General features: G+C 66.7%; 19 protein-coding genes and 1 tRNA gene. 6 read left to right on the top strand and 14 right to left on the bottom strand.

Annotated features, from left to right (window positions below):
• Nucleotides 1–41: 41 nt before the first annotated feature.
• Complete coding sequence (ffh, locus tag AC5P7A_RS04420) at nucleotides 42–1,418, bottom strand: signal recognition particle protein (protein WP_005408591.1); 1,377 nt, start codon at nucleotides 1,416–1,418, stop codon at nucleotides 42–44.
• A 122-nt stretch (nucleotides 1,419–1,540) separates the two neighbouring features.
• Between ffh and AC5P7A_RS04415 the strand changes: the two genes are divergently transcribed.
• Nucleotides 1,541–2,335, top strand: coding sequence for a cytochrome C assembly family protein (locus tag AC5P7A_RS04415; RefSeq protein WP_049441480.1), 795 nt, complete (start codon nucleotides 1,541–1,543; stop codon nucleotides 2,333–2,335).
• A gap of 99 nt (nucleotides 2,336–2,434) precedes the next feature.
• On the opposite strand, the gene AC5P7A_RS04410 is transcribed toward AC5P7A_RS04415, so the two are convergent.
• The 4 genes from AC5P7A_RS04410 to radA all read right to left on the bottom strand — a co-directional run bounded on the left by AC5P7A_RS04410 (nucleotide 2,435) and on the right by radA (nucleotide 8,731).
• Nucleotides 2,435–2,899 carry a YqhG/Tai3 family protein gene (locus AC5P7A_RS04410; RefSeq protein WP_049441566.1) on the bottom strand — a complete coding sequence of 155 codons (465 nt, stop codon included), beginning with the start codon at nucleotides 2,897–2,899 and terminating at the stop codon, nucleotides 2,435–2,437.
• A gap of 107 nt (nucleotides 2,900–3,006) precedes the next feature.
• Nucleotides 3,007–5,313 carry a tetratricopeptide repeat protein gene (locus AC5P7A_RS04405; RefSeq protein WP_049441479.1) on the bottom strand — a complete coding sequence of 769 codons (2,307 nt, stop codon included), beginning with the start codon at nucleotides 5,311–5,313 and terminating at the stop codon, nucleotides 3,007–3,009.
• Nucleotides 5,314–5,361: 48 nt separating this feature from the next.
• Nucleotides 5,362–7,221, bottom strand: coding sequence for an ATP-binding protein (locus AC5P7A_RS04400; RefSeq protein WP_049441477.1), 1,860 nt, complete (start codon nucleotides 7,219–7,221; stop codon nucleotides 5,362–5,364).
• A 133-nt stretch (nucleotides 7,222–7,354) separates the two neighbouring features.
• Nucleotides 7,355–8,731 carry a DNA repair protein RadA gene (gene radA / locus AC5P7A_RS04395; protein WP_495219920.1) on the bottom strand — a complete coding sequence of 459 codons (1,377 nt, stop codon included), beginning with the start codon at nucleotides 8,729–8,731 and terminating at the stop codon, nucleotides 7,355–7,357.
• A gap of 149 nt (nucleotides 8,732–8,880) precedes the next feature.
• Between radA and AC5P7A_RS04390 the strand changes: the two genes are divergently transcribed.
• Complete coding sequence (locus AC5P7A_RS04390; protein ID WP_495219919.1) at nucleotides 8,881–10,938, top strand: putative bifunctional diguanylate cyclase/phosphodiesterase; 2,058 nt, start codon at nucleotides 8,881–8,883, stop codon at nucleotides 10,936–10,938.
• Between the two features lie 358 nt (nucleotides 10,939–11,296).
• Here AC5P7A_RS04390 and cyoD read toward each other — a convergent pair whose 3' ends face one another.
• Genes cyoD through cyoA form a run of 4 tightly spaced genes read right to left on the bottom strand, consistent with a single transcriptional unit; the run spans nucleotide 11,297 to nucleotide 15,313 of the window.
• Nucleotides 11,297–11,638, bottom strand: a complete 342-nt coding sequence (gene cyoD / locus AC5P7A_RS04385) for a cytochrome o ubiquinol oxidase subunit IV (RefSeq protein WP_005415725.1) — start codon at nucleotides 11,636–11,638, stop codon at nucleotides 11,297–11,299.
• A complete protein-coding gene (cyoC, locus tag AC5P7A_RS04380) occupies nucleotides 11,638–12,276 on the bottom strand; it encodes a cytochrome o ubiquinol oxidase subunit III (protein ID WP_111205797.1) in 639 nt (212 codons plus the stop codon). Before cyoC ends, cyoD begins: the two co-directional genes overlap by 1 nt.
• A complete protein-coding gene (gene cyoB / locus AC5P7A_RS04375; protein ID WP_032956371.1) occupies nucleotides 12,273–14,270 on the bottom strand; it encodes a cytochrome o ubiquinol oxidase subunit I in 1,998 nt (665 codons plus the stop codon). Before cyoB ends, cyoC begins: the two co-directional genes overlap by 4 nt.
• 2 nt (nucleotides 14,271–14,272) lie before the next feature.
• On the bottom strand, nucleotides 14,273–15,313 hold the full coding sequence (gene cyoA / locus AC5P7A_RS04370) for a ubiquinol oxidase subunit II (protein WP_495219918.1): 1,041 nt from the start codon (nucleotides 15,311–15,313) through the stop codon (nucleotides 14,273–14,275).
• Nucleotides 15,314–15,668: 355 nt separating this feature from the next.
• Here cyoA and AC5P7A_RS04365 point away from each other — a divergent pair, with 355 nt between their 5' ends.
• Nucleotides 15,669–16,304 carry a GyrI-like domain-containing protein gene (locus tag AC5P7A_RS04365; RefSeq protein ID WP_495219917.1) on the top strand — a complete coding sequence of 212 codons (636 nt, stop codon included), beginning with the start codon at nucleotides 15,669–15,671 and terminating at the stop codon, nucleotides 16,302–16,304.
• A gap of 13 nt (nucleotides 16,305–16,317) precedes the next feature.
• Complete coding sequence (locus tag AC5P7A_RS04360; RefSeq protein ID WP_111205798.1) at nucleotides 16,318–16,653, top strand: hypothetical protein; 336 nt, start codon at nucleotides 16,318–16,320, stop codon at nucleotides 16,651–16,653.
• Nucleotides 16,654–16,771: 118 nt separating this feature from the next.
• On the opposite strand, the gene AC5P7A_RS04355 is transcribed toward AC5P7A_RS04360, so the two are convergent.
• From AC5P7A_RS04355 to AC5P7A_RS04335, 5 genes are all read right to left on the bottom strand, one after another.
• Nucleotides 16,772–17,206 carry a putative periplasmic lipoprotein gene (locus tag AC5P7A_RS04355; protein WP_111205799.1) on the bottom strand — a complete coding sequence of 145 codons (435 nt, stop codon included), beginning with the start codon at nucleotides 17,204–17,206 and terminating at the stop codon, nucleotides 16,772–16,774.
• A gap of 186 nt (nucleotides 17,207–17,392) precedes the next feature.
• Nucleotides 17,393–17,468, bottom strand: a tRNA-Thr gene (locus AC5P7A_RS04350).
• Nucleotides 17,469–17,503: 35 nt separating this feature from the next.
• Complete coding sequence (locus tag AC5P7A_RS04345) at nucleotides 17,504–17,746, bottom strand: hypothetical protein (protein WP_069117429.1); 243 nt, start codon at nucleotides 17,744–17,746, stop codon at nucleotides 17,504–17,506.
• Between the two features lie 52 nt (nucleotides 17,747–17,798).
• Nucleotides 17,799–18,803, bottom strand: a complete 1,005-nt coding sequence (locus AC5P7A_RS04340) for a 2-hydroxyacid dehydrogenase (protein WP_111206921.1) — start codon at nucleotides 18,801–18,803, stop codon at nucleotides 17,799–17,801.
• 97 nt (nucleotides 18,804–18,900) lie between these two features.
• On the bottom strand, nucleotides 18,901–21,774 hold the full coding sequence (locus tag AC5P7A_RS04335) for an autotransporter domain-containing protein (RefSeq protein WP_049441228.1): 2,874 nt from the start codon (nucleotides 21,772–21,774) through the stop codon (nucleotides 18,901–18,903).
• A gap of 232 nt (nucleotides 21,775–22,006) precedes the next feature.
• Here AC5P7A_RS04335 and AC5P7A_RS04330 point away from each other — a divergent pair, with 232 nt between their 5' ends.
• Together AC5P7A_RS04330 and AC5P7A_RS04325 are read left to right on the top strand one after the other, a co-directional pair.
• Entirely contained in the window at nucleotides 22,007–22,540 is a 534-nt protein-coding gene (locus AC5P7A_RS04330; protein ID WP_075076110.1) for an RNA polymerase sigma factor, read from the top strand.
• The gene (locus AC5P7A_RS04325; RefSeq protein WP_049441225.1) at nucleotides 22,537–23,505 is read left to right on the top strand and encodes a FecR family protein; all 969 of its coding nucleotides are present in this window, start codon (nucleotides 22,537–22,539) and stop codon (nucleotides 23,503–23,505) included. The genes AC5P7A_RS04330 and AC5P7A_RS04325 overlap by 4 nt, the downstream gene beginning before the upstream one ends.
• The last annotated feature ends 10 nt before the right edge of the window (nucleotides 23,506–23,515 follow it).

Genomic DNA, 23,515 nt, shown 5'->3' with positions numbered 1-23,515 from the left:
GTGAGCTCGGGCGCTACATCACACTGCGGACGGGGCCGTCATCAACGGAACGGCATGCCGCGGCCGCCCATGGCGCCCATCATGCCCTTCATGCTGCGCAACATGCCCTTCATGCCACCGCCGGCCATCTTGCTCATCATCTTTTCCATCTGCATGTACTGCTTCATCAGCTTGTTGACGTCGGCCGGGGTCACGCCCGAACCCTTGGCGATGCGCGCGCGGCGCGAGCCGTTGAGCAGGTTCGGGTTGCGCCGTTCCTTCTTGGTCATCGAGCTGATGATGGCGATCATGCGCGGCACTTCCTTGCCCTGGCTGACCTGCTGCTTCAGGTGGTCGGGGATGTTGCCCAGGCCCGGCAGCTTGTCCATCAGGCCGCCGATGCCGCCCATGTTCTGCATCTGCTCCAGCTGGTCGCGCATGTCGTTCAGGTCGAACTTCTTTCCCTTCGCGACCTTCTCGGCCAGCTTGGCGGCCTTGTCCTTGTCGACCTGCTGCTCCACCTGCTCGACCAGCGACAGCACGTCGCCCATGTCGAGGATGCGGCTGGCGATGCGGTCCGGATGGAACACGTCCAGGCCTTCCGGCTTTTCGCTGACACCGACGAACTTGATCGGCTTGCCGGTGATGTAGCGCACGCTCAGCGCGGCACCGCCACGGGCGTCACCGTCGGTCTTGGTCAGCACCACGCCGGTCAGCGGCAGCGCATCACCGAAGGCCTTGGCGGTGTTGGCCGCGTCCTGGCCGGTCATGGCGTCGACCACGAACAGGGTTTCGGCCGGGTTCACGGCAGCGTGCAGGGCCTTGATCTCGGCCATCATCGCTTCGTCGATGGCCAGGCGGCCGGCGGTATCGACCAGCAGTACGTCGACGAACGACTTGCGGGCATCGTCGATGGCGGCGCGGACGATGGCTTCCGGCTTCTGGTCGGCGCTGGACGGGAAGAACAGCACGCCCACCTGCTCGGCCAGGGTCTTCAGCTGCTCGATCGCGGCCGGACGGTAGACGTCGGCCGAGACCACCATCACCTTCTTCTTGCGCTTTTCCTTCAGGTGCTTGGCCAGCTTGCCCACCGTGGTGGTCTTGCCGGCGCCCTGCAGGCCCGCCATCAGGATGATCGCCGGAGCGGGCACATTGAGGTTCAGGTCGCTGGCCTCGGCACCCATCACCGCGGTCAGCTCGTCGCGCACGACCTTGATCAGGGCCTGGCCCGGGGTCAGCGACTTCAGCACTTCCTGGCCAACCGCGCGCACCTTGATGCGCTCGATCAGGGCCTGCACCACCGGCAGCGCGACGTCGGCTTCGAGCAGCGCGATGCGTACTTCGCGGGTCGCCTCGCGGATGTTCTCCTCGGTCAGGCGGCCGCGGCCACGCAGGCGCTCGATGGTGCCGGAAAGGCGCTGGGTCAGGGACTCGAACATGCGGCGCAACCTGTCTGAAAGCGGGGGACAATAAGGCAGACAGTATAACGGGTCCGGCTGTCCGCCCGGACTGCGACCACCGGGCCGTCGCCAGCATCACAGGGGTATGCGAAACTGCAACGATGACAATCGTTCTCATCGCCGTCCTGCTCTACCTGGCTGCCAGTGCCCTGCTGGTGCGCGCGCTCGGCCGCGATGAAAGCACCGGCTCCCCCACCTGGCTGTGGCCGGCCCTGCCAGCGATGCTGCTGCATGGCGGTTACCACGTGATGGTGGCGATGCGCACCAACGGCGGGCCGGACATGCACTTCTTCGCCGCGCTGTCGCTGGTCGGCCTGGGCATGGCCTGGCTGACCTCGCTGGTGGGCGCGCGCGGCCGCATGTCGGCGCTGGGCGTGGTGGTGTTCCCACTGGCCGCGGTACTGCTTCTGGCCTATCACGGCTACGGCCACGAGCCGAGCAAGGTGCTGGGCTGGCGCCTGGCCAGCCATGCCTGGCTGGCGCTGCTGGCCTACGCCACGCTGAGCATCGCCGCGCTGCTGGCGATCATGCTGTGGCTGCAGGAACGCGCGCTGCGCCGCCGTGAGTTCCGCCCGTGGCTGCGCGCGCTGCCACCGCTGGCCGACCTGGAATCGCTGCTGTTCCGGGTGATCACGGTCGGCTTCGCGCTGCTGACCCTGACCCTGGTCACCGGCGTGCTGTTCGTCGACGACCTGCTGGCGCAGAAGCTGGTGCACAAGACCGTGCTGAGCGTGCTGTCGTGGATCGTGTTCGGCGTGCTGCTGGTCGGACGCCGTCGTTACGGCTGGCGCGGCATGAAGGCGGTGCACTGGACGCTGGCGGCAATGCTGTTGCTGCTGCTGGCGTTCTTCGGCAGCCAGTTCGTGATCGAACTGGTGTTCGGGCATTCGCGATAAAGGCATGCCGACCAACGGTCGGCACCCACCCAACATCACCTGGTAGTGCCGGCCGCTGGCCGGCAACTGGACCGCACCCTGCGTGGATGCTGCCGCCGGTCAGGGCACCGGCTGCGCCAGGATCTTCCGCACCGAACGGCCGCTGTTGGTGAGGATGTCATCGACCTGCCAGCAGCCCTGGCCCTGGCGCACCATCGGCAGACGGGTCACGTAGGCCTTCTTCCATACCGCATAGCGCATCTCGACCTGGCCGGCAGTGGCCGAGGCCTCTTTCCAGCGGTAACGCACCGGGGTTTCAATGTCGCCGTCCTGCGCATCCAGCCACGGGTCGGAATCGATCGTGCAGATGCCCTCTTCGCGCTGCTGGCAGGCACGCTCGCCACGCAGTGCCTTGCCGAACGCCGGGCTGACCAGCGCGGGCGGTGGCTCCAGCAGGTCACCATTGTCGGTCGTGGCTTCGAAGAAGGCACGGGCAACGGCCATGGGCTCTTGGCAGGCCGGTGCGGCCTGCACGGTGGGGGCCAGCAGCAGCCCGGCGATCACGAACATCCCTGTCTTTCGCATGTATTCCATTCCCTGGGGGTGATGATGATCCGTTGTAGAGCCGAGCCCATGCTCGGCTGCTTTCCGCGTGGGCCGAGCGCAGGCTCGGCTCTACAGGAGCGTGCAGCTTACAGCCCGTAACGCTCGATCACGTCCAGATGCGGCTGGCGATCCTGGTCACAGGCTTCAGCCAGGCGCAGCCAGCAATGCGGATGCGGCCACGTCGCGGTGTGCTGCTGGAGGAAGCGGTGCAGCGCCAGCGGCGCATGGTCCTGCGGCTGGGCGACGGTGAACAGCAGGCCGGGCAGCGTGCCCTCCTCCCTATCGGGGTCGGTGACGGTGTAGTCCGGGCGGCTGTGCGACCACACCTTCCAACCCTGCGCTTCGGCCGCCTCGACGAAGGCATTCCACGCCTCTTCGCCCGGGTGCGCGCCATCGATCATCCAGCTGCGGGCGAAGCCGCCGCGCTCCAGCACATGCACCTGCGCATAGGTCGGGATGAAATGCTCGCGCGCTTCCTCCTCCTCGGGTGCCGGATGCACCAGTGCGGCATCGAACACCACCCAGTCGCCCACCTGCTGGGCGCGGTTGGACGGCGCATTCTCGACGATGCGCGCGGTCACCGGTCCGCTGCGGCGGGCGTAGTACTCCATCGGCTCGCCGTTCTCTTCGCTGCGGATGATCACCCAGCCCCACGGTTCCTCGACCACGCCCTCGTGGCTGGACAGCTCCATGCCAATCGCCGCGGCCGAGCGGCGCACCGCGTCCCAGTCGCGCGCCGCGCTGGCCGCACTCATGTGGTCCCAATGCGCGGCGTTCGGCTCGTCCAGCAGCTCCACCAACTGCGCATAGCAGGCCTGGGCCTCGCTGAAGCGGCCGGTTTCCATGTACATGCGCGCCAGCGTGCCGCGCGCGCCGTGCGAGCCCGGAGACAGCTCCAGAAGCGATCGGGCCGCCTGCTCCAGCGCCGGCCAGTCGGACACCCGGCGTGCGCGCTGCACGTCGCACCAGTGCGCGAACACCGGCACGCTGCTGCGGTAGACCTCGGCCAGCTGGCGCAGGCCGTCGTCGTCCCCCTGCTCGGCCAGCCAGCGCATCAGCGTGTAGGCTGCGGGACCATCGTTCTGCGCATGGCTGCGTACGAACCGCCACAACAGCGCTCGCGCCTCGGCCTGCGCGCCGCAGGCGCTCAGCGCCGAGGCGGCCATCTCGGCCAAGGCCTCGTCATCGGGCAGCTGCGCCTGCGCCTGCAGCAACCACTGCGCCTCGCGCTCGGGGTCGCGCGCCTGGTTCTGTTCACCCTGCGCGTCCAGCCATGCCAGCAGCTCGCCGGCCGGCACCGGCAGCGGTGCGACATCCGGCAATGCATCGATGCGTGCCGCCAGGCCGGCCACCAGCGCTGCCGCCCCCCGGTCCTGGCGCAGCTGCGCCAGATGGGTACGCGCCAGTTCCAGCTGGCGCAGTGCCACCCAGCGCGCACCACGCTGCAGGGCAAGCTCCAGGCTCAGCGCTGCCACTTCGATCAGCAGGCGATGCGATCCGACCCGGGCGAAGTGCTCGATGATCGTGTTGAAGCGCGTGCCCAGGTCCCACGTATTGCGCGCAGGGTCACGCTGGCACAGCGCTGCGGCGGTGTTCGCCCACAGCCGCCAGTAGTTCGGGGTCAGCTCGCTCCACGGCACCAACTGCTGCAGCGCTTCTTCGTCGCGGCCCAGCTGGGCCAACGCCCATGCCTTGGACAAGCGGCGCGGCACCGTGCAGTTGGCCGGCTCATACTCCCCGGAGGCGGCCACTTCGGCTTCGCGCTTCTCGATCAGCGCCAGTGCCTCGTCGGCGCGGCCGACAGCGAGCAGGATCTTGATCTGCATCTCCGGGAAGCTGTCGAACACTTCCTTGCCACAGGCCTCCACGGCGTCGGCCTGCGCCTGCAGGTAATCCAGCGCCTCCTGGCCACGGCCATCGTCGAGCAGCGCATCGGCTTTCTCGCAGCTCAGGCACTGGAAGCAGGCCCAGCTGGGATCGATGCGGCCGAGGGTCTCGTCGCACACCTCGATGCGCTCGGGCACCCAGCCCGGGCCATCGATGTTGCCGTAGCAGGCGGCCAGGTCCTGGGTCACGCAGATCGACTGCGGGCATTCCAGGGTGTCTTCGCGGTGTGCCCGCTCGAACAGCGCAACGGCTTCGCCAAGTGCGCTCTCGCCTTCAACACGGTTGCCGACGCGGTTGCGCAGCGCCCAGTGGCCGACGTAGACGTCGACCCAGGGGTTGTCGAGCGCCTTGCCCAGTGCGCGTGCTTCGGGCAGCAGTGCATCGACACGGTCGATCTGCAGTTCACTGACCTCGTCGGCGAGGCGGTTCAGCAGGTGCGCGTTCTGCGCCTGGCCGGCCTGGCGCAGGTCGCCCTGCAGTTTTTCGACCCAGTTCCAGATGTCCATGGGGTAAGTACTCCTGTCTAGCGAAGGCTGGATGAGAGGGCGCGGTGCTCAGCGCAGCATCTGCTGCAGGGCACCGGCGATATCGGTAAAGGCGCCGTTGAGATCCGGGCCCTGCGTGGCGGTCGTTGCCCGGGCCAAGGGACGGCCCTGCGCAGCGACGATGATCTTCAGCGAGCGCAGCAGGCGTGCCGCCGCTTCGGCCTGCGGGTGGCCCTCGCGCTGGGCGCGCAGCAGCGCCTGCACCGCCGGGTTGTCGAGGTTGAGGTACAGCCGCGAGGGTGCACGCGATTCGATGCGTGCGGTGAACTGGCGCGCCAGGCGCAGCGCCGCCATCGAAACGCGCTTGTCGTTCTCGTCGTCTTCCAGGCGCTGCTTCAGTTCGGCCTCGCGGTCGGGCACCACCACCACCGGCAGTGCTTCCGGGCTGAAACGCGCCGGCAGCAGCTGCTCGCCATCACCCAGCTGTTCGCGCAGCCAGGCCAGCTGCGCGTCGTCGAGGCTGTCATCGCTGCGGAACAGTGCGCGATTGCCCTGCTCGGTGCCGAGTTCAACCAGGCGCAGGCCCTTGGCCTGGGCCCAGCGCCGCAGGAACGGCACCACCGCGTAACGATGGCCATGCGCGACCGGCACCCCCATCGCGCGGAACAGCATCTCTTCGAAGCCACCGCCATTGTCGAGGATGACATGCACGGCACCGCGCGCCGGCAGGGCACTGGCCGGCAGGTCGCCCTGCGAGGTCGGCACGCGCACATGCTCCATCAGCAGGTCGAACAGGCGGTCATCGCACAGCGCCGCGCCCAGCAGCGCCTCGTTGTGGCGGCTCAATACGCGTCGCCACGCCTCCGGCTGCTGCCGCGCAACGTCGGCCAGACCATCGATCAGCGCCTCCAGCAAGGCATGTTGCACAGCGCGGTACTGGTCATCGCGCTGCAGGTCTTCGCGGCTGGCGGTGGGAGTCAGCCGCGAGGATTCGATCACCCCGCCGATGAAGCCAGCCCACGGCGGCAGCAGGTCACGGGCATCGTCATCCAGCAGCATGCCGCGCACGAACACCGACAGGTTGCGGTTGTCGCTGGTGCCATAGGTGGCACCATCCTGCACCCACAGCAGGCCGGTGGCATCGCTGTTGCCGTCGGCACGCAGCGGCACGGTGACGATCGGCTCGAAATCGTGCTCGAAGCGCGCGGCGAACTGCAGTGCCTGGCGGCGTGCCTGCACCGGGTGCACGGCCACGTCACCCTGCCCCCGCCACGGCGGCGGCTCGGGGTTGAGCGCTTCGGTCGCAGCACCGATGAAGATCGGTTCGGACAGCAGCGCGCAGTAGCGGCCCAGCACCTCGTGCAGGCGCGCCTCGTTGGCCAGCGGCAGGAAGTCCGGATGCAGCTCCAGTTCCACCTCGGTGCCGACCGCACGTGCCGGCACTTCGCTGACGGTGTACTGCTCGGCATTGCTGGACACGTACAGATGGCCCAGCTCCGGCGTCTGGTACGAGGTGGTACGCACGCTGACCCGGCGCGCCAGCACGAAGGCCGACAGGAAGCCGAGGCCGAACATGCCGATCAGGCCTTCATCATCCTCGCCGCCCTGGCGCAGGCCACGGGTATAGCCGACGCCGACGGTGGCCAGGTAGTCGTGGATCTCCTGGCGGGTCAGGCCGGCACCGGTATCGGTGATGCGCAGCACGCCGGCACCGGCATCGACCTGCACCGAAATGCGCGAAGGCACCTCGACGCCGGGCTGCTCGATGCGGCGGCGGATGATCGAGTCGTGCGCGTTCTGCACCAGCTCACGCAGCGCCACCACCGGGGTGGAATACAGGTGCTTGCCCAGCACCGTCATCAGTCCATTGAGATCGACCCCGGCACGACGGATCTCGGCGTTGGGGGCGGTGAGCGCGGTGTCCTGCATGTAATCGTTTACTCCTGGGCACGGAAAGGCGCCAGAGGGCGCCTTCGTCGAGCGGGAAAAACTAGCACAGCCAGCCTGACCGTTGCCGTATATGACGTATGTAGAGGCAGGCCCCGCAGCAGCCCCCCATGCCTCACGCCGCGTCGATGGCCTCGGACAGGCGCTCCACCGCGATCACTTCCATGCCTTTCACCGATCCGCCCTTGGGCGCATTGGCCTTGGGCACGATGGCGCGCTTGAAGCCATGGGTGGCGGCCTCGCGCAGGCGGTCTTCGCCATTGGGCACCGGTCGGATCTCACCGGACAGGCCCACCTCGCCGAACGCAATCGTCTTTTCCGCCAGCGGCCGGTCCTGCAGCGAGGACAATACGGCCAGCAGCACCGGCAGGTCGGCGGCGGTTTCCTGCACGCGGATGCCACCGACCACGTTGACGAACACGTCCTGGTCGCCGACCAGCACGCCACCGTGGCGATGCAGTACCGCCAGCAGCATGGCCAGGCGGTTCTGCTCCAGGCCGACCGCGACACGGCGCGGATTCGACAGCGGCGACGCATCGACCAGCGCCTGCACCTCCACCAGCAGCGGCCGGGTGCCCTCGCGGGTGACCATCACGCAGCTGCCCGGCTGATGGGTGCTGCCGCCGGACAGGAAGATCGCCGATGGGTTGGAGACCTCCTTCAGGCCCTTGTCGCCCATCGCGAACACGCCCAGTTCGTTGACCGCACCGAAGCGGTTCTTGAACGCGCGCAGCAGGCGGAAGCGGCTGCCGCTCTCGCCCTCGAAATACAGCACCGCGTCGACCATGTGCTCGAGCACGCGCGGGCCGGCGATGCCGCCCTCCTTGGTCACGTGGCCGACCAGGAACACGGCGGTGCCGGTCTCCTTGGCGAACCGTACCAGCCGCGCCGCGCTCTCGCGCACCTGGCTGACCGATCCCGGCGCAGCGGTCAGGCTCTCGGTCCACAGGGTCTGCACGGAGTCGGCCACGATCAGCCGCGGGCCGGCCTTGGACGCATGCTGCAGGATCGATTCGACCCCGGTCTCGGCCAGCGCGTTGACCCCGTCCAGCGGCAGCTCCAGGCGGTGCGCGCGGCCGGCGACCTGCGCCAGCGATTCCTCGCCAGTGACGTACAGCATCGGCAGTTCGGCCGCCATCTTCGCCACCGCCTGCAGCAGCAGGGTCGACTTGCCGATGCCCGGATCGCCACCGACCAGCACCACCGCGCCCTCGACCAGGCCGCCGCCCAGCACCCGGTCGAACTCGCCGATGCCGGTGGAGACCCGGCGATGCTCGGTCTGCTCCACGTCCTTCAGGGCGGTGATCTTCGGCGGGTCGATCTTGCCGGCCCAGCCGGCCCGGCGCGAAGCCGGCGCCTTGGCCGCCGCCGCGCTTTCCAGCACGATCTCCGACAGCGAGTTCCAGGCGTTGCACTCGGTGCACTGGCCCTGCCACTTGCTGAATTCGGCGCCGCATTCATTGCAGACGTAGGCGGTGCGGGCTTTTGCCATCGGATGATTTCCAGCAACGGGAACAGGCGTGGCAGGATAGCCGAGCCGGGTCGCAGGTGCTGCGACCACTCAAGTCCTGCCCACCTGCGCCGATAGGGGTCGCGGGCGTGCGCCTTGCGGGCGCCCCTCCCTCCCCCACTGGATTCATCATGACTGGCAGCTACAGTCAGAGCCTGGTCATCATCTCCCTGCTGGTGGCCATTCTTGCTTCGTACACGGCGCTGGACATGGCCGGGCGCCTGGCCACGGCCGAGGGTCGCGTGGCCCGCTGGTGGCTGGCCGGCGGCGCGGCGGCCATGGGCCTGGGCATCTGGTCGATGCACTTCATCGGCATGCTCGCCTTCGACCTGCCGATTCCGGTGGGTTACGACCTTGGCGTCACCCTGTACTCGCTGGCGGTCTCGATCGGCGCCTCGGCCTATGCGCTGTGGCTGGTGTCGCGGCCCAGCCTGCCGTGGCGCCGGCTGCTGGCCGGGGCCGTGCTGATGGGCCTGGGCATCGCCACCATGCACTACCTGGGCATGGCGGCGATGCGCATGCAGCCGGGCATCGACTACCACCCGGGCTGGTTTGCCGCCTCCATCGCGGTGGCCATCGGTGCCGCCGGCGCCGCACTGTGGATCGCCTTCCGCCTGCGCGCCGAGCGGCGCAACACCCTGCTGCTGCGCGCGCTTGCTTCGCTGGTGATGGGCCTGGCCATCGTCGGCATGCATTACACCGGCATGGCGGCGGCGCGCTTCCCCGAAGGCAGCATCTGTGGCGCCGTCGGCAGTGGCGGCATCGACACGCGCTGGCTGGCGGTGCTGGTGATCGTCACCACCGTGGCCACGCTGGGCATCGCTCTGGTCGCCTCGCTGTTCGACCGGCAGATGCGCGTGCGCACCGGTCTGCTGGCCGATTCGCTGGCGCACGCCAACGACAAGCTGATCCAGGCCGCGCTGCACGACCCGTTGACCCAGCTGCCCAACCGCATGCTGCTGCAGGACCGCATCGAGCAGGCGATCGAGAAGGCGCGGCGCCGCAACCATGCAGTGGCGGTGATGTTCTGCGACCTGGACGGCTTCAAGGCGGTCAATGATGCGTACGGCCACCAGCTCGGCGACCGCCTGCTGGTGGCGGTGGCACAGCGCATCGGCGGCCAGCTGCGACCGCAGGATACGTTGGCCCGCCTCGGCGGCGATGAGTTCGTGATCGTGCTGGCCATCGACATTCCCGACGATGCGGTGGTGGTGGCCGAGCGCATCATCGCCGCGGCCGGCGAACCGTTCCTGCTGGATGCGGCCGAACTGCAGGTCAGCGCCAGCCTTGGCATTGCCCTGTACCCGGATGACGCCGGCAACGAGCGCGAGCTGATGGCCCACGCCGATGCGGCGATGTACCACACCAAGGAAACCGGGCGGAACGGCTACACCTTCTTCACCCCGTCGATGCAGCTCAGTGCCAACCGCCAGCTGCGCCTGCTGCAGGACCTGCGCAAGGCCATCGCCCGCGACGAACTGATCCTGCATTACCAGCCCAAGTTCCCTGCCGCCGGCGCACCGGCCACCGGGGCCGAAGCGCTGCTGCGCTGGCAGCACCCGGAGCTGGGACTGCTGGCGCCGGACGTGTTCATCCCCATTGCCGAGCGCAGCGGCCTGATCCTGCCGATCGGTGACTGGGTATTGGACCGCGCCTGTGCGCAGCTGCGGGCATGGCACCAGGCCGGGCATACGGAATGGACAATGGCGGTGAACCTCTCGCCGCTGCAGTTCGCCTCGCCGGCACTGCTGGACAGCGTGCGCGAGGTGCTGCAGCGGCACCGGATCGAACCGGCGCGGCTGACCCTGGAGATCACCGAGACCACGGCGATGAAGGACGTCGATGCCAGCCTCGCGATTCTCAACGACCTGACCGCGATGGGCGTGCACATCGCCATCGATGATTTCGGCACCGGCTATTCCAGCCTGCTGTACCTCAAGCGCATGCCGGCCACCGAACTGAAGATCGACCGTGCGTTCGTGCACGACCTGGAGCGCAATGACGAGGACGCCGCCATCGTCTCGTCGATCATCGCGCTGGGCCGCACCCTGCAGCTGCAGGTGGTGGCCGAGGGCGTGGAGACGCAGGCGCAGCGCGAGTACCTGAGCGAACTGGGGTGTGATCAGTTGCAGGGTTACCACCTGGGCCGACCGATGGACGCCGAGGAATTCCTGCGCCGGGTGGGGTGAGGCGCCAGGTCCGGGGTCGGATCCCTTGCCGCAGGCAAGGGATCTGACCCCATCCACGCATGGCGTGGATCTCCTGGTAGAGCCGGCCGCTGGCCGGCTTCGCGTAATTGCCGGCCAGCGGCCGGCACTACCACCCTGTGCCGGCGCTGCCGGGTCGGATCCCTTGCCGCAGGCAAGGGCTCTGACCCCATCCACGCATGGCGTGGATCTCCTGGTAGAGCCGGCCGCTGGCCGGCTTCGCGTAATTGCCGGCCAGCGGCCGGCACTACCAGCCTGGTGGGTGCACGAAACGCGCAACCACAGCAAACAGAAAGGCCGCCCGAGGGCGGCCTTTCTGCGTGGCAACGTCGCGAGGACGTCAGTGCATCATGTGCACGTTCATGTTGTGCATGACCCACAGGGTGCCGATCACGATGATGCCGATCACCACAACGGTGAAGGCCGCAGCGTTGACGTTCCAGCGGCTTTCCGAAGAGCGGTCCAGATGCAGGAAGAACACCAGGTGGACCAGCATCTGCAGCACCGCGGTGACCGCGATCACCACACCGTTGACGGTGCGCGAGAAATCACCCGACATCACCATCCAGAACGGGATGACGGTCAGCACCACCGCCAGCACGAAGCCGATCAGGTACGACTTCACGCTGCCGTGGCTTTCGCCGCCGGTGCCGTGGTCGTGTGCGTGGTTGTCATGTGCCATTACAGCGCTCCATTGAGGTAGACGACGGAGAACACGCCGATCCAGATCAGGTCCAGGAAGTGCCAGAACAGGCTCAGGCACGCCATGCGGGTCTTGTTGGTCGGGGTCAGGCCGTACTTCTTCAGCTGCACGAACATCACCAGCAGCCACAGCAGGCCGGCGCTGACGTGCAGGCCGTGGGTGCCGACCAGGGCGAAGAACGCCGACAGGAAGGCACTGCGGTCCGGACCGTAGCCCTGATGGATCAGGTGCTGGAACTCATAGACTTCCATGCACATGAAGCCGAAGCCCAGCAGCCAGGTAACCGCCAGCCACAGGAACATCTGGCCAACCTGCTTGCGGTGCATGGCGATCATGCCCAGGCCGAAGGTCAGCGACGAGGTCAGCAGCAGCGCGGTTTCCCACGCCACGAACGGCAGTTCGAACAGCTCCTTCGCGGTCGGGCCACCATCGGTACCGCCTGCCAGCACCACGTAGGTGGCGAACAGCGAGGCGAAGATGAGGCAGTCGCTCATCAGGTACACCCAGAAACCGAAGACGGTGTTGCCGCCGGTGTCGTGGTGCTCGTGGTCGTCATGGCCATGGGCCGCCGCGTGCGCGGCGTGCCCGTGGCTCAGGGTCGAGGTATTGGTGCTCATGCCTTCAGCTCCGACTTCACCAGGCCCTGGGCTTCCAGGTGCTTGCGGTGTTCGTTCTCGATGCGTTCCACCTCGGCGGCCGGGACCCAGTAGTCCACGTCCTGGTCGAAGGTGCGGTAGATGAACGTGGCGATCATGCCGACGAAGCCGACGATGGCCAGCCACCAGATGTGCCAGATCATCGCGAAGCCGAACACCAGGCTGAAGGCACCGATGACAACGCCCGTGCCGGTGTTGCGCGGCATGTGGATGTCGGTGTACTTGGCCGGCTTCGGCCAGGCTTCACCGCGCTGCTTGCGCTCCCAGAAATCGTCCAGCTCGGTGACTTCCGGCAGCGTGCCGAAGTTGTAGAAGGCCGGCGGCGAAGAGGTTTCCCACTCCAGCGTACGGGCATCCCACGGGTCGCCGGTCAGGTCGACGGTCTTCTTGCGGTCGCGGATCGAGACGGCCACCTGGATGATCTGGCACAGGATGCCGGCGCCAACGATGAAGGCACCTGCGGCGGCGATCAGCAGCAGCGGCTCATAGGCCGGGTTGACCGTGCTCTGCAGGCGACGGGTCATGCCCATGAAGCCCAGCACGTACATCGGCATGAAGGTCACGTAGAAGCCGATGAACCAGCACCAGAACGCGCACTTGCCCCAGAACTCATTGAGGCGGAAGCCGAACATCTTCGGCCACCAGTAGGTGATGCCGGCGAACATGCCGAACACCACGCCGCCGATGATGACGTTGTGGAAGTGGGCGATCAGGAACAGGCTGTTGTGCAGCACGAAGTCGATGGCCGGGATCGCCAGCATCACGCCGGTCATGCCGCCGATGACGAAGGTGACCATGAAGCCGATGGTCCACAGCACCGGGGTGGTGAAGTGCACGCGGCCGCGGAACATGGTGAACAGCCAGTTGAAGATCTTCACGCCGGTCGGGATCGAGATGATCATCGTCGTGATGCCGAAGAAGGCATTGACGTTGGCACCGGAGCCCATGGTGAAGAAGTGGTGCAGCCACACGATGAACGACAGCACGCCGATGCAGGCGGTGGCGTAGACCATGCCCTTGTAGCCGAACAGCGCCTTGCGCGAGAAGGTCGCGATGACTTCGGAGAACACACCGAACGCCGGCAGGACCAGGATGTACACCTCCGGGTGACCCCAGATCCAGATCAGGTTGATGTACAGCATGGCGTTGCCGCCACCGTCATTGGTGAAGAAGTGCGTACCCAGGTAACGGTCCAGGGTCAGCAGCACCAGGGTGATGGTCAGCACCGGGAACGCAGCGACGATCAGCACGTTGGTCACCAGGGCGGTCCAGGTGAACACCGGCATCTGCATCAGCTTCATGCTGGGGGTACGCATCTTCAGGATGGTGATGAAGAAGTTGATACCGCTCAGCGTGGTACCCAGGCCTGCGACCTGTAGACCCCAGATGTAGTAGTCCATGCCGACGCTTGGACTGTATTCGATGCCCGACAGTGGCGGGAATGCCAGCCAGCCGGTGGCAGCGAACTCACCGATCCACAGCGACAGCATGATCAGCACCGCACCGGACACGAACAGCCAGAAGCTGAGCGAGTTGACGAACGGGAACGCGACGTCGCGCGCACCGATCTGCAGCGGCACGGCCAGGTTCATCAGGCCGGTGATCAGCGGCATCGCCACGAAGAAGATCATGATCACGCCGTGGGCGGTGAAGATCTGGTCGTAGTGGTGCGGCGGCAGGTAGCCCTCGGAGCCACCGACGGCGATGGCCTGCTGGGTACGCATCATGATGGCGTCGGAGAAACCGCGCAGCAGCATGACGAAGGCGACGATGAGGTACATCACGCCGATCTTCTTGTGATCCACCGAGGTGAACCACTCCTTCCACAGATAGCCCCACAGCTTGAACTTGGTGATCAGGGCGACGACGCCCAGGCCACCAAGAACCGCGCCGATCAACGTCGTCAGGACGATCGGATCGTGGGGGATCGACTCAAGAGAGAGTTTTCCCAACATGTTCATTCTCCCGAACCCGCGTGGCCGGCATGGCCTGCGTGTTCGTGTTCGTTGGCATCCAGGTTTTCACCCGATTCCTTGGAATCATGCGCGTCACTGGGGGCATGGCCCTCGTGCGCTTCATGGGTGGCGGCATCGGCAGCGGCGGCACCAGCATGCGAGTGCTTCATGCCGTAATGCTTGTTGTCGCCCATGTGCTTGGCGATAACCCAGTCGAACAGGCCTTCTTCGGTCTTGCCGAAGTAGGTGACCGGATACCACTCGGCGTTGCGTGCTTCACCCAGCGCCTTGAACGAGGCCTTGTCCAGGGTCTGCTCACCGGCGCGGACCTGCTCCAGCCACTGGCGGTATTCGGCATCGGTGACCGAGTAGGCGGTGAAGTGCATCTTGGCGAAGCCCGCGCCGCTGTAGTGCGAGGACATGCCCGGGAATTCGCCGGTCTCGTTGGCGATCAGGTGGAGCTTGGTCTCCATCGCAGCCATCGAGTAGATCATGCTGCCCAGGTGCGGGATGAAGAACGCATTCATCACCGAATCGGACGTGATCTTGAAGTTCAGCGGCGTGTTGACCGGGAACTTGATTTCGTTGACGACCGCCACCTTCTCTTCCGGATAGATGAACAGCCACTTCCAGTCCAGCGAGATCGCCTCGATGGTGACCGGCTTGACGTCCGAATCCAGCGGACGATACGGGTCCAGTGCGTGCGACGAACGCCAGGTCAGGACCGCCAGCACCAGCACGATCATGCAGGGAATGGACCACACCACCACCTCGATCGCCGTCGAGTGGGACCACTTCGGCTCGTAACGGGCCTTGGTGTTGGAGGCGCGATACTTCCACGCGAACGTCAGGGTCATGATGATGACCGGGATGACGACCAGCAGCATGAGCACGGTGGCCGTGATCAGCAGGGTCTTCTCATCCTGGCCGATCTGGCCCTTCGGACTGAGGATGGCCACCGCATCGCAACCGGTGAGCATCACCAGCAACGACAGCAGCAGGCCCGGGCGCAACCAGCGCCCAAGGGTTTTCAACGGAATCATCGGTCGATCCAATTGCGAGGGAATGCCGTTCCCCGTCCCTGCCTGTTCCGGCCAAAAGCCGGTCCCACCGGTCCGGAAGACAGGCAGGGAGGTGGGGTCGAGTCAGCCTTTCAATTTTAGGCCGTCACCCACCATTTAAGAAAGGCATTGACATTGATCGAGCGCAGGAAAGGCCCGATTCTGGCTGCGACACGTTGTCGCACCGCACGGGTGTGACGGGCCCATGACCCAGGACTGCGTGCCGGCCCCGCGCGCTCGTGGGGCCATTCGCCCTCGTTCGGCAAAGTCACCTGAACCGGTTCAGCGTACTGGCGGGTGCCTGGCGTGGGATGCTCTGCACAGGAGGAAGCCCCCGATGGACAAGATCGACTTCAAGAAGCGCGACCGGGCGCTCTATCAACCGCCCGCCGGCAGGTTCGTACCGGTCGATGTGCCGCCCCTGCCCTACGTGATGGTCGATGGTCGCGGCGACCCGAACACGGCCCCCGCCTACCTGCAGGCCGTGCAGTGGCTGTATTCGGTGAGCTATGCATTGAAGTTCGCGCTGAAGGCCGAAGGGCGCGACTACGTGGTGCCACCGCTGGAGGCGCTGTGGAGCGCCGAGGACCCGGCCAGCTTCATCGCGCGACGCAAGGATGAGTGGGCCTGGACCGTAATGATCCGCACGCCCGAGGGCATCGGCCCTACGCAGTGGCAGGCCGCGATCAGCAAGGCGCGCACGAAGCTGGGGGATGCGCCGCCCAGCCTCCGCCATGAAATCCTTGCCGAGGGCCCCAGCCTGCAGACCTTGCACGTGGGCGCCTACGACGACGAAGGCCCCGTCCTGGCGCATCTGCATGAGGAAGTGATGCCCGCACTGGGTTACACCTTCGCCGGCCCCCATCATGAGATCTACCTGAGCGACCCGCGCAGGACCGACGCGGCGCGGTTGAAAACCGTGCTGCGGCAGCCGGTGCGGCCGATCAAGCCTGATGAGGATTCCGGCACATGACACAAGGAATGCCATGCACCTGATCAACCGACTGCTGCACTGGACCACCCTGCCCGCCGGGCGCCGCCTGATGGCCGTGCTGGGTGCCGCGCTGGTGATCGTGCTCGCCTGCAATCCGGATCTGCTGCCGTTGTTGCCGGTGGTGGATGCGCTGGGGCTGGACGTGCTGATGCTGCTGCTGGGTGCGCAGGTGGTGGCGGTCCTGCCTTGGGTGCGGGAGCGGGCCGGGCGCGGAATCAGAGTGCTCGCACGCCTGCTGATCGGTGCATCGGCGGGAGCAGCGGGTGGCTATCTCCGGCAGCTGGCGTGGTGGCTGGCACAGGATGCGGTGGTCGCTGGACGCAAATGAAGGCGCGTTTCGATCGGTGACGTTGCCGACCAACCCTGTTCCTTGGGCAGAAACAGAAAGCCCCCGCGAGGGCCGGGGCGTTCTGTTGATGGACCTGCTCGCCTTACGTGGAGCGCGCCTAGAACGCGGTCGGACCGATCTGAATCACGCCATCATGGGCCAACGCGAGACGGATCTTGGTTCTGCCACCCGCCGTGACCATTTGGGAAATCTCTCGCCTATGCGCCGATTCATCCCCCCACGAACAGAGACCTTTGCCTGCGAAACTTGCGCTGACAATGCGATTCCCGGCGGGAACAGGCAGCGAGACAGACTCTCCCCGCTGCAGATGGGCTGCCAGGGTGCCGTCGATATACAGTGCAATCGGGCACGCCCCACCAACCGCGCCAACGTCGCGCGTAACAATTACCTGTCCGGAAGCAGTGTCACCGATCCCATTGAAGGCGAAAACCCGCTCGGCGGGCACCGGTTGCGCCTGTTCGGAGCTGATCTGGCGGGTTGCACAGCCGGCAAGAACGACGCACGCAATCAGACTCAGCACGATCTTCTTCATGAGATCCGCCGTTTATTGAAACTGTGTTGCCCGGTCCAGCGCCGCAAGCAATACACCTTGGCAATGTTAACCCCGACCAAGCAGGTACATGCCCGCGGTTCCATCGGACGCTGGCGCGGGCCCTGGGCCGGCGCCAGCACAGCCCAAACAAAAAGCCCCGACCAAAGGCCGGGGCTTTTCTACAACTGGTGCCGGAAACAGGAGTCGAACCTGCGACCTACGCATTACGAATGCGCCGCTCTACCAACTGAGCTATTCCGGCCTAGCAGGGAATTGTAGGGGGTGGCGATCAGCAGGTCAATCGAGGTCAGCCTGCTGGCGCTCCCCCTGCCTGCCCCTGGCGCGGCGGATCGACTGCACGGTCAGCACCCCGAAAAACACGCAGAACAACGAAAGCCCGACCAGGGCGACGTCGTGCATGCCGCCCAGCTGTCCGCTGGTGGCCCGGCTCCACAGGTAACGCGTCGCCAGCAGGATGATCAGCAGCGCGACCGCCAGATTGATCCACTTCATGATGGCCCTGAACGTCGTCTGGGTCATGGATGTATTACTCCCTCTGCAGGCATCGTCGGTGGCCTACCTGGCCGCATTATCAGCCAGTACCCACCGCATTGACGCAGGCGCGCCCCGCGGCGAAATCGCGCAGGTTCTCCAGCGTGATCGCCGAGATCTCCTGCAGCGCCTCCATGGTGAAGAAGCCCTGGTGGCCGGTCACCAGCACGTTGGGGAAGGTCATCAGGCGTTGGAAGGCCTCGTCGTCGATGATCTCGCCGGAAAGGTCCTGGAAGAACAGCGCGCTTTCCTGCTCGTAGACGTCGATGGCCAGATGACCCAGCCGCCGCGATTTCAGCGCGCGGATCACCGCATGGGTGTCCACAAGCGCGCCGCGTGACGTGTTGACCAGCATCGCGCCGGTCTTCATCCGCGCCAACGAGGCGTCATTGATCAGGTGCTGGGTATCGGGCGTCAACGGGCAATGCAGCGAGACGATGTCGGCCCGCGCCAGCAGTTCATCCAGACCAACCCTGCCTCCCACGCCGGCGAAGGCCGGCGATGGATACGGGTCGTGCCCCAGCACGGTGCAGCCCATGCCCTTGAAGATGCGCGCGGTGGCCAGGCCGATCTTGCCGGTGCCGACGATGCCGACCGTGCGCCCATGCAGGGTGCGCCCGAGCAGGCCATCGAGCATGAAGTTGCCCTCGCGCACGCGGTTGTAGGCGCGATGGGTCTGCCGGTTGAGCGTCATCACCAGCGCCAGCGCGTGCTCGGCCACGGCTTCGGGGGAATAGGCCGGCACCCGTGCGACGAACAGGTCCAGCGCTTTCGCGGCGGCCAGGTCCACATTGTTGAAGCCGGCGCAGCGCAGCAGTACGGCGCGTACGCCCAGTGCATGCAGCGCGTGCAGTACCGGCGCGTCGAGGCGGTCATTGACGAACACGCAGACGGCGGCGCAGTCCTGTGCCAACGCAGCGGTATGCACGTCCAGCGCGGCATCGAAGTACACGAACGCAAAGCCCTGCCCGGTCGCATCGCGCTGGTTGGCCTCGTCCAGGAAGCGACGATCGTAGGGGCGGGCACTGAAAACGGCGATCTGCATGACGGGGCCTGGCTGGAGTTCCCTGCCGACCATACCGCAGCACCTGCCCTGATGGGATGGCCCCGGCGATACGCATATCGCCGGGGCCGGGTACCGCTTAGAACCGGTAGCCCAGACCCAGCATCACGCCGTTCTGGATCTGCCCGTCGCGGCGCTCACCCACGTAGTCGGCCATGATCGACAGGCGCTCGCTGGCGCGACTGGTCACGCCCACGTTCCAGGCCAGTACCTGCTCGCCCACGGCCTGGCTGCTGGCACCAAACACCAGGTCCGGGGCCGCAGCAAAACCGGTGCTATAGCGCGCCTGCGAGTCGCCCAGCTCCTTCTGCCAGACCACGCGGGCACGCGGGGTGATGCGCTCGCCGTTGTTGCCCTCGAAGGTCTTGAACAGCTGCAGGCCGGCACCCACGCGGATGCTCTCCAGGCTGCCGCTGCGTCCTGCCAGCGCACCAGCGCCCTGCCCTTCGTTGAAGCGGGTGGCCGAGGTCCGCGCGTAATCCACCACCGGCAGCAGCGGCTGGATCACCAGTCCCTTGCCGGTGGTGAAGGAGAACGCATGCTCCACCCGCGCCGAGATCGCGTCGTTGCTGTATCGGGCACGCAGCGGCTGTTGCAGGCCATCGATGGCCGAAAGGCTGCGGCGGGTATCGTGGCGCAGGTCGGTGTAGCGCACGGCCGCCGACAGGTAGCCACGCGAATAGGTCGCATCCAGGTAGCCGCCCACATCCAGCGCGCGCACGTCGCCACTGAAACCGGAGCCATCGCTGGCCTTGGTCGACATGTCCGCGGCGGCCACGCTGACGCCGAGGGTGACGCGGTCATCGGCCACGTGCGTGTCGGCACCGACCACGATGCCGCCGATGTTATGGCTCAGGCCGGCCACGCCACCGTCGGCGTCGATGCGGCCATGGCTGGCGAAACCGCGCGCCCACAGGCCACGGCTGCCACCCGCCGCGCGGCTGTCGCCAGCAGCCTCGCCGGCCGGCTCGACCAGATGCATGGCCAGCTGGTTGAACAGGCTGCCATGGCGCATGCCCGGCTGCGCCGACACCGACTGCGCCGCCTGCGAGGCCAGGCCATCGGCATCGCCGCCACTGCGCATCGCTGCCTGGTGCTGCTGCACCACGTTGCCGATGCTGCCCAGCAGTGCATTGTCGGCCAGGCGCAGGCTGGCATGTGCATCACCGCGCAGGGCGCCGGCCTGCTGTGCGATCACATCGCGGTCGGTGAACTGCAGCGCGCCGAGCAGCGACTTCAGGCCGCTGTCCTGGCGATCCGATGCGGCTGCCAGCGCGCGCCCCAGTCCATCGCCGGAGGTGCCGTTGGCAAACAGGCCCAGCTGATCGAAGCCCGGGTTGGCGGTCAGCCACAGCCCGTCGGTCGTCTGGTTGACGTTGAAGCTGAGCAGCGAATTGTGGCGCGGGCGGAATACTTCGCCCGCGGTGATGCTGGCGCTGTAGCCGGTGTCGCCCAGTCGCACGGCATCCTGGAAACCGCCTTGGTAGATCGGCCCTTCCACCAGATCGCGGCGGTAGGTGCCGGCATAGAAGCCCTGGGCGACGTTCAACGCCAGGTGTGCGCCCTGCGCGATCACCAGCGCCCCCTCTTCGGCACCGCCATCGTAGAAGCTGCCGACACGCAGGCGGCCACTGCCGGTGCCACCGGCCTCGGTAACATCGAACAGCACCTGCCCGCCGGGCATGATGTTGACGTAGCCGTGGGTCACCAGATCACCGCCACGCGGCATCAGCGTGCCGAACACGCGCAGGCGGTTGAAGCCGTCTTCGCGCCAGGACGGGCCGGTGCCATCCAGCAAGGCATCGCTGTCGGTGCCGACCGATGCGATATCACCGTGGCCAACCACGATGCTGCCCGGCATCACCCGCAGCTCGGGGGTGCGCAGCGCGCCGCCCTCCAGCGCGATGGTGCCGTTGTCGACCAGCATGAAATCGGCGCCGGTGGTTTCGGCGGTGCGCCAGGTGGCGCCATTGCTGACACGGATCACGCCCGCCGAACTTGCCAGGGTGGAGGCATCCAGATCGGCCAGCCGCAACTGGCCGCGCAGCTCATCCTGGAGGTCGGGGTCGGCAAGCAGCTGCTGCAGCGACTGCGTGCCGATGCCGTTCGGCCCCCGCGTGGAGACGTTGTACAGGCTCACCGCGTAGTTGATGTAGGTGCTGGCCCAGTCGGTGTTCCAGCGCGCGAAATCGTCGTCGACGAAGGCCTGCAACTGGCGCGCGGTGCGCAGGTAGCCCGGATTGATGTCGCCGCTGACGTTGCTGGTCACATGCAGGGTGTCGCCCGGATCGCGATAGCCTGCCGTGTTGATGATGTTGTTGCCGCGGATGTCCTGGCCCGGGAACGACTCCAGCTTGCTGCCGCTGCCATCCGGATCGAAGGTGACCGATGTACCCGTGGTGCGCGCCGGGTCGCGGAACACCAGCAGGCCATTGGGCCGCACCACCTCATACATGGCCTTGTGCAGCAGGCCGGCATCCATGCCGCCGCCATAGTTGCCGGTGTAGATCTGGGTCATGCGCGGCGACGGTGCGTAGGTGATCCTGCCACCACTGCTGGCGGCATGGATCTGCACCGAATCGACCAGCGGCAGGTCGCCGCCGAGATAACGGTTGACGCCGCCGGACTGCATGATCGAGCAGGACGAAATGCAGTGGCCGGACACGATCGTGTCCAGGCCCTGGGTGCGGATCACCGCCTGCAGCCACTCGCCGGCGATCAGCGCGCCACCGTTGGACGTGCGCAGCACGACTTCGCGGATCGGGCGTCCTTCGGCCTGCGCCTTGGCCAGCAGCGCGGGCAGCGCCACCACATCGGCAACGGTTACGCCGCCGCTGAGGAAGACGCGATCGTCCTGCACGTGATAATTCATTGCCATGACGTCATCAACCGCCGCCATGGCGGTGATGCCCAGCAACGCTGCCAGGGCCAGGCTCAACTTCGAATGCTTCATGTGTTCTCTCTCTCCACCCGCAACGCACGGGTCGAAAGTTCAACGTCCGGACGGTGCGCCCTCCCCCAGTGCAGCGCCCCTCGAAACATGAACGCATTCACAATGGATTCGTGGGCCACGCACACTCTTCCCCATCCGGTCATCGTCGCGTAAAACTCGAAGACGTACCCGCCACCGACGTCCGAGGCCAGCCCTGTCCGCCCCCTCTCCTCTGATCCATCGCGCGCCGGACCTGTCCGCGCCGGCGGACGCGTTCATTGCGTTCGTGCGGGAGGAACGCGCGCCGTTGTGTGCGTTCCTGCGCACGCGCGGTGTCGGGCCGGAGGATGCCGAGGACATCGCGCAGGACTGCATGGAGCGGCTGATCCGCTATCGCGCGCACAGTGCCGACGAGCTGCGGCTGCTGCTGTATCGTATCGCCCGCAACCGCCTGGCAGACCGCGGCCGTTCGTCGCAGTCGCGGCCGCATCTGTCCCTCGCCGAACATGATGGCGGCAACGAGCCTTCCAGCACGTCGCCCGATCCATTGCGCCAGGCCGAGTCCGGGCAGATGCTGTCCCTGCTGCGGCAGGCCCTGTTCAAGCTGCCCGAGCGCGCGCGCGAGGTGTACCTGCTCAACCGGATCACCGGCATGAGCTACACGCAGATCGCGCGGCACTGTGGAATTACTGCCAAGACCGTGGAAAAACACATCGCCCGCGCCCTGCAGGGCCTGCGCCAGGAACTCGGAACGGATCCGCTGCACAACGACAGGGACAACGGATGAGTCACGCCAGGCCCAGGGAAGATACGCAGCTGTTCGAACGCGCCAGCGCCTGGGTGGCGCGGCTGGAGGCTCCGGACTGTACGCCGGGCGAGCGCGAGACGTTCGAGGACTGGTTGGCCGAGGACCCGGCCCATGTCACTGCCTGGATCCAGGCCGAGACCCTGTTCCAGCAGGGCGAGGAACTGGCCGCCGACCCGTGGCTGCGCACCGCCGCGGCACGTGCGGCACGGCCGGCGCCGCGTCGCTGGCTGCCGGCAGTGGCCGCCGCCGCAGGCGTCTGCCTGGCCATCGGGATCGGCTGGATGATTGCCGTCGACGGCAACCCCACGCCGCTGCGCTATGCCAACGATTCCCACCAGCCCCGGCAGCAGACGCTGGCCGATGGCAGCGTGGCCACGCTGGATGCGGGCACCACCCTGCACGCCCGTTTCGGTTGGCGCCATCGCAACCTGGTGCTGGAACGTGGCCGCCTGCAGCTGCAGGTCGCACCGTCGGGCAAGGCCCTGCAGCTGCGCGCCGGCGACAGCACCATCCGCGACATCGGCACCACCTTTCAGGTGGAACGCCTGCATGATGGCCTGGTCGAAGTCGCACTGCTGGAAGGTGCGGTGGAAGTCAGCAGCGGGGGCACCCAGCACACCCTGGCGCCCGGCCAGCAACTGCAGGTACTGCCGTCGGGCCGCATCCAGCCCGGTCCGGCACTGTCGTCCAATGCCGCCGCTGAAGGCTGGCTGCAGGGACAGCTGGTGTTCGATGCCACACCGCTGTCGATCGTGGTCGAACGCATGAACCGCTACGGCCACACGCCGCTGGTGATCGCCGATCCGGAGATCGCCAGCCTGGCGGTAAGCGGTACCTTCCGTGCCGGCGACGCGCAGGAACTGCTGTCGGCACTGGAACTGGGCTGGTCGGTGGCTGGCCAGACGCGACCGGATGGCGCGCTGGAACTGCGCCGCACGTACTGAGGAGGCCTGC

This window comes from Stenotrophomonas sp. YJH_SMC_65, assembly GCF_059369475.1.
The sequence above is the reverse complement of the archived record's forward strand: the minus strand, read 5'-3'. Positions and strand labels throughout refer to the sequence as shown.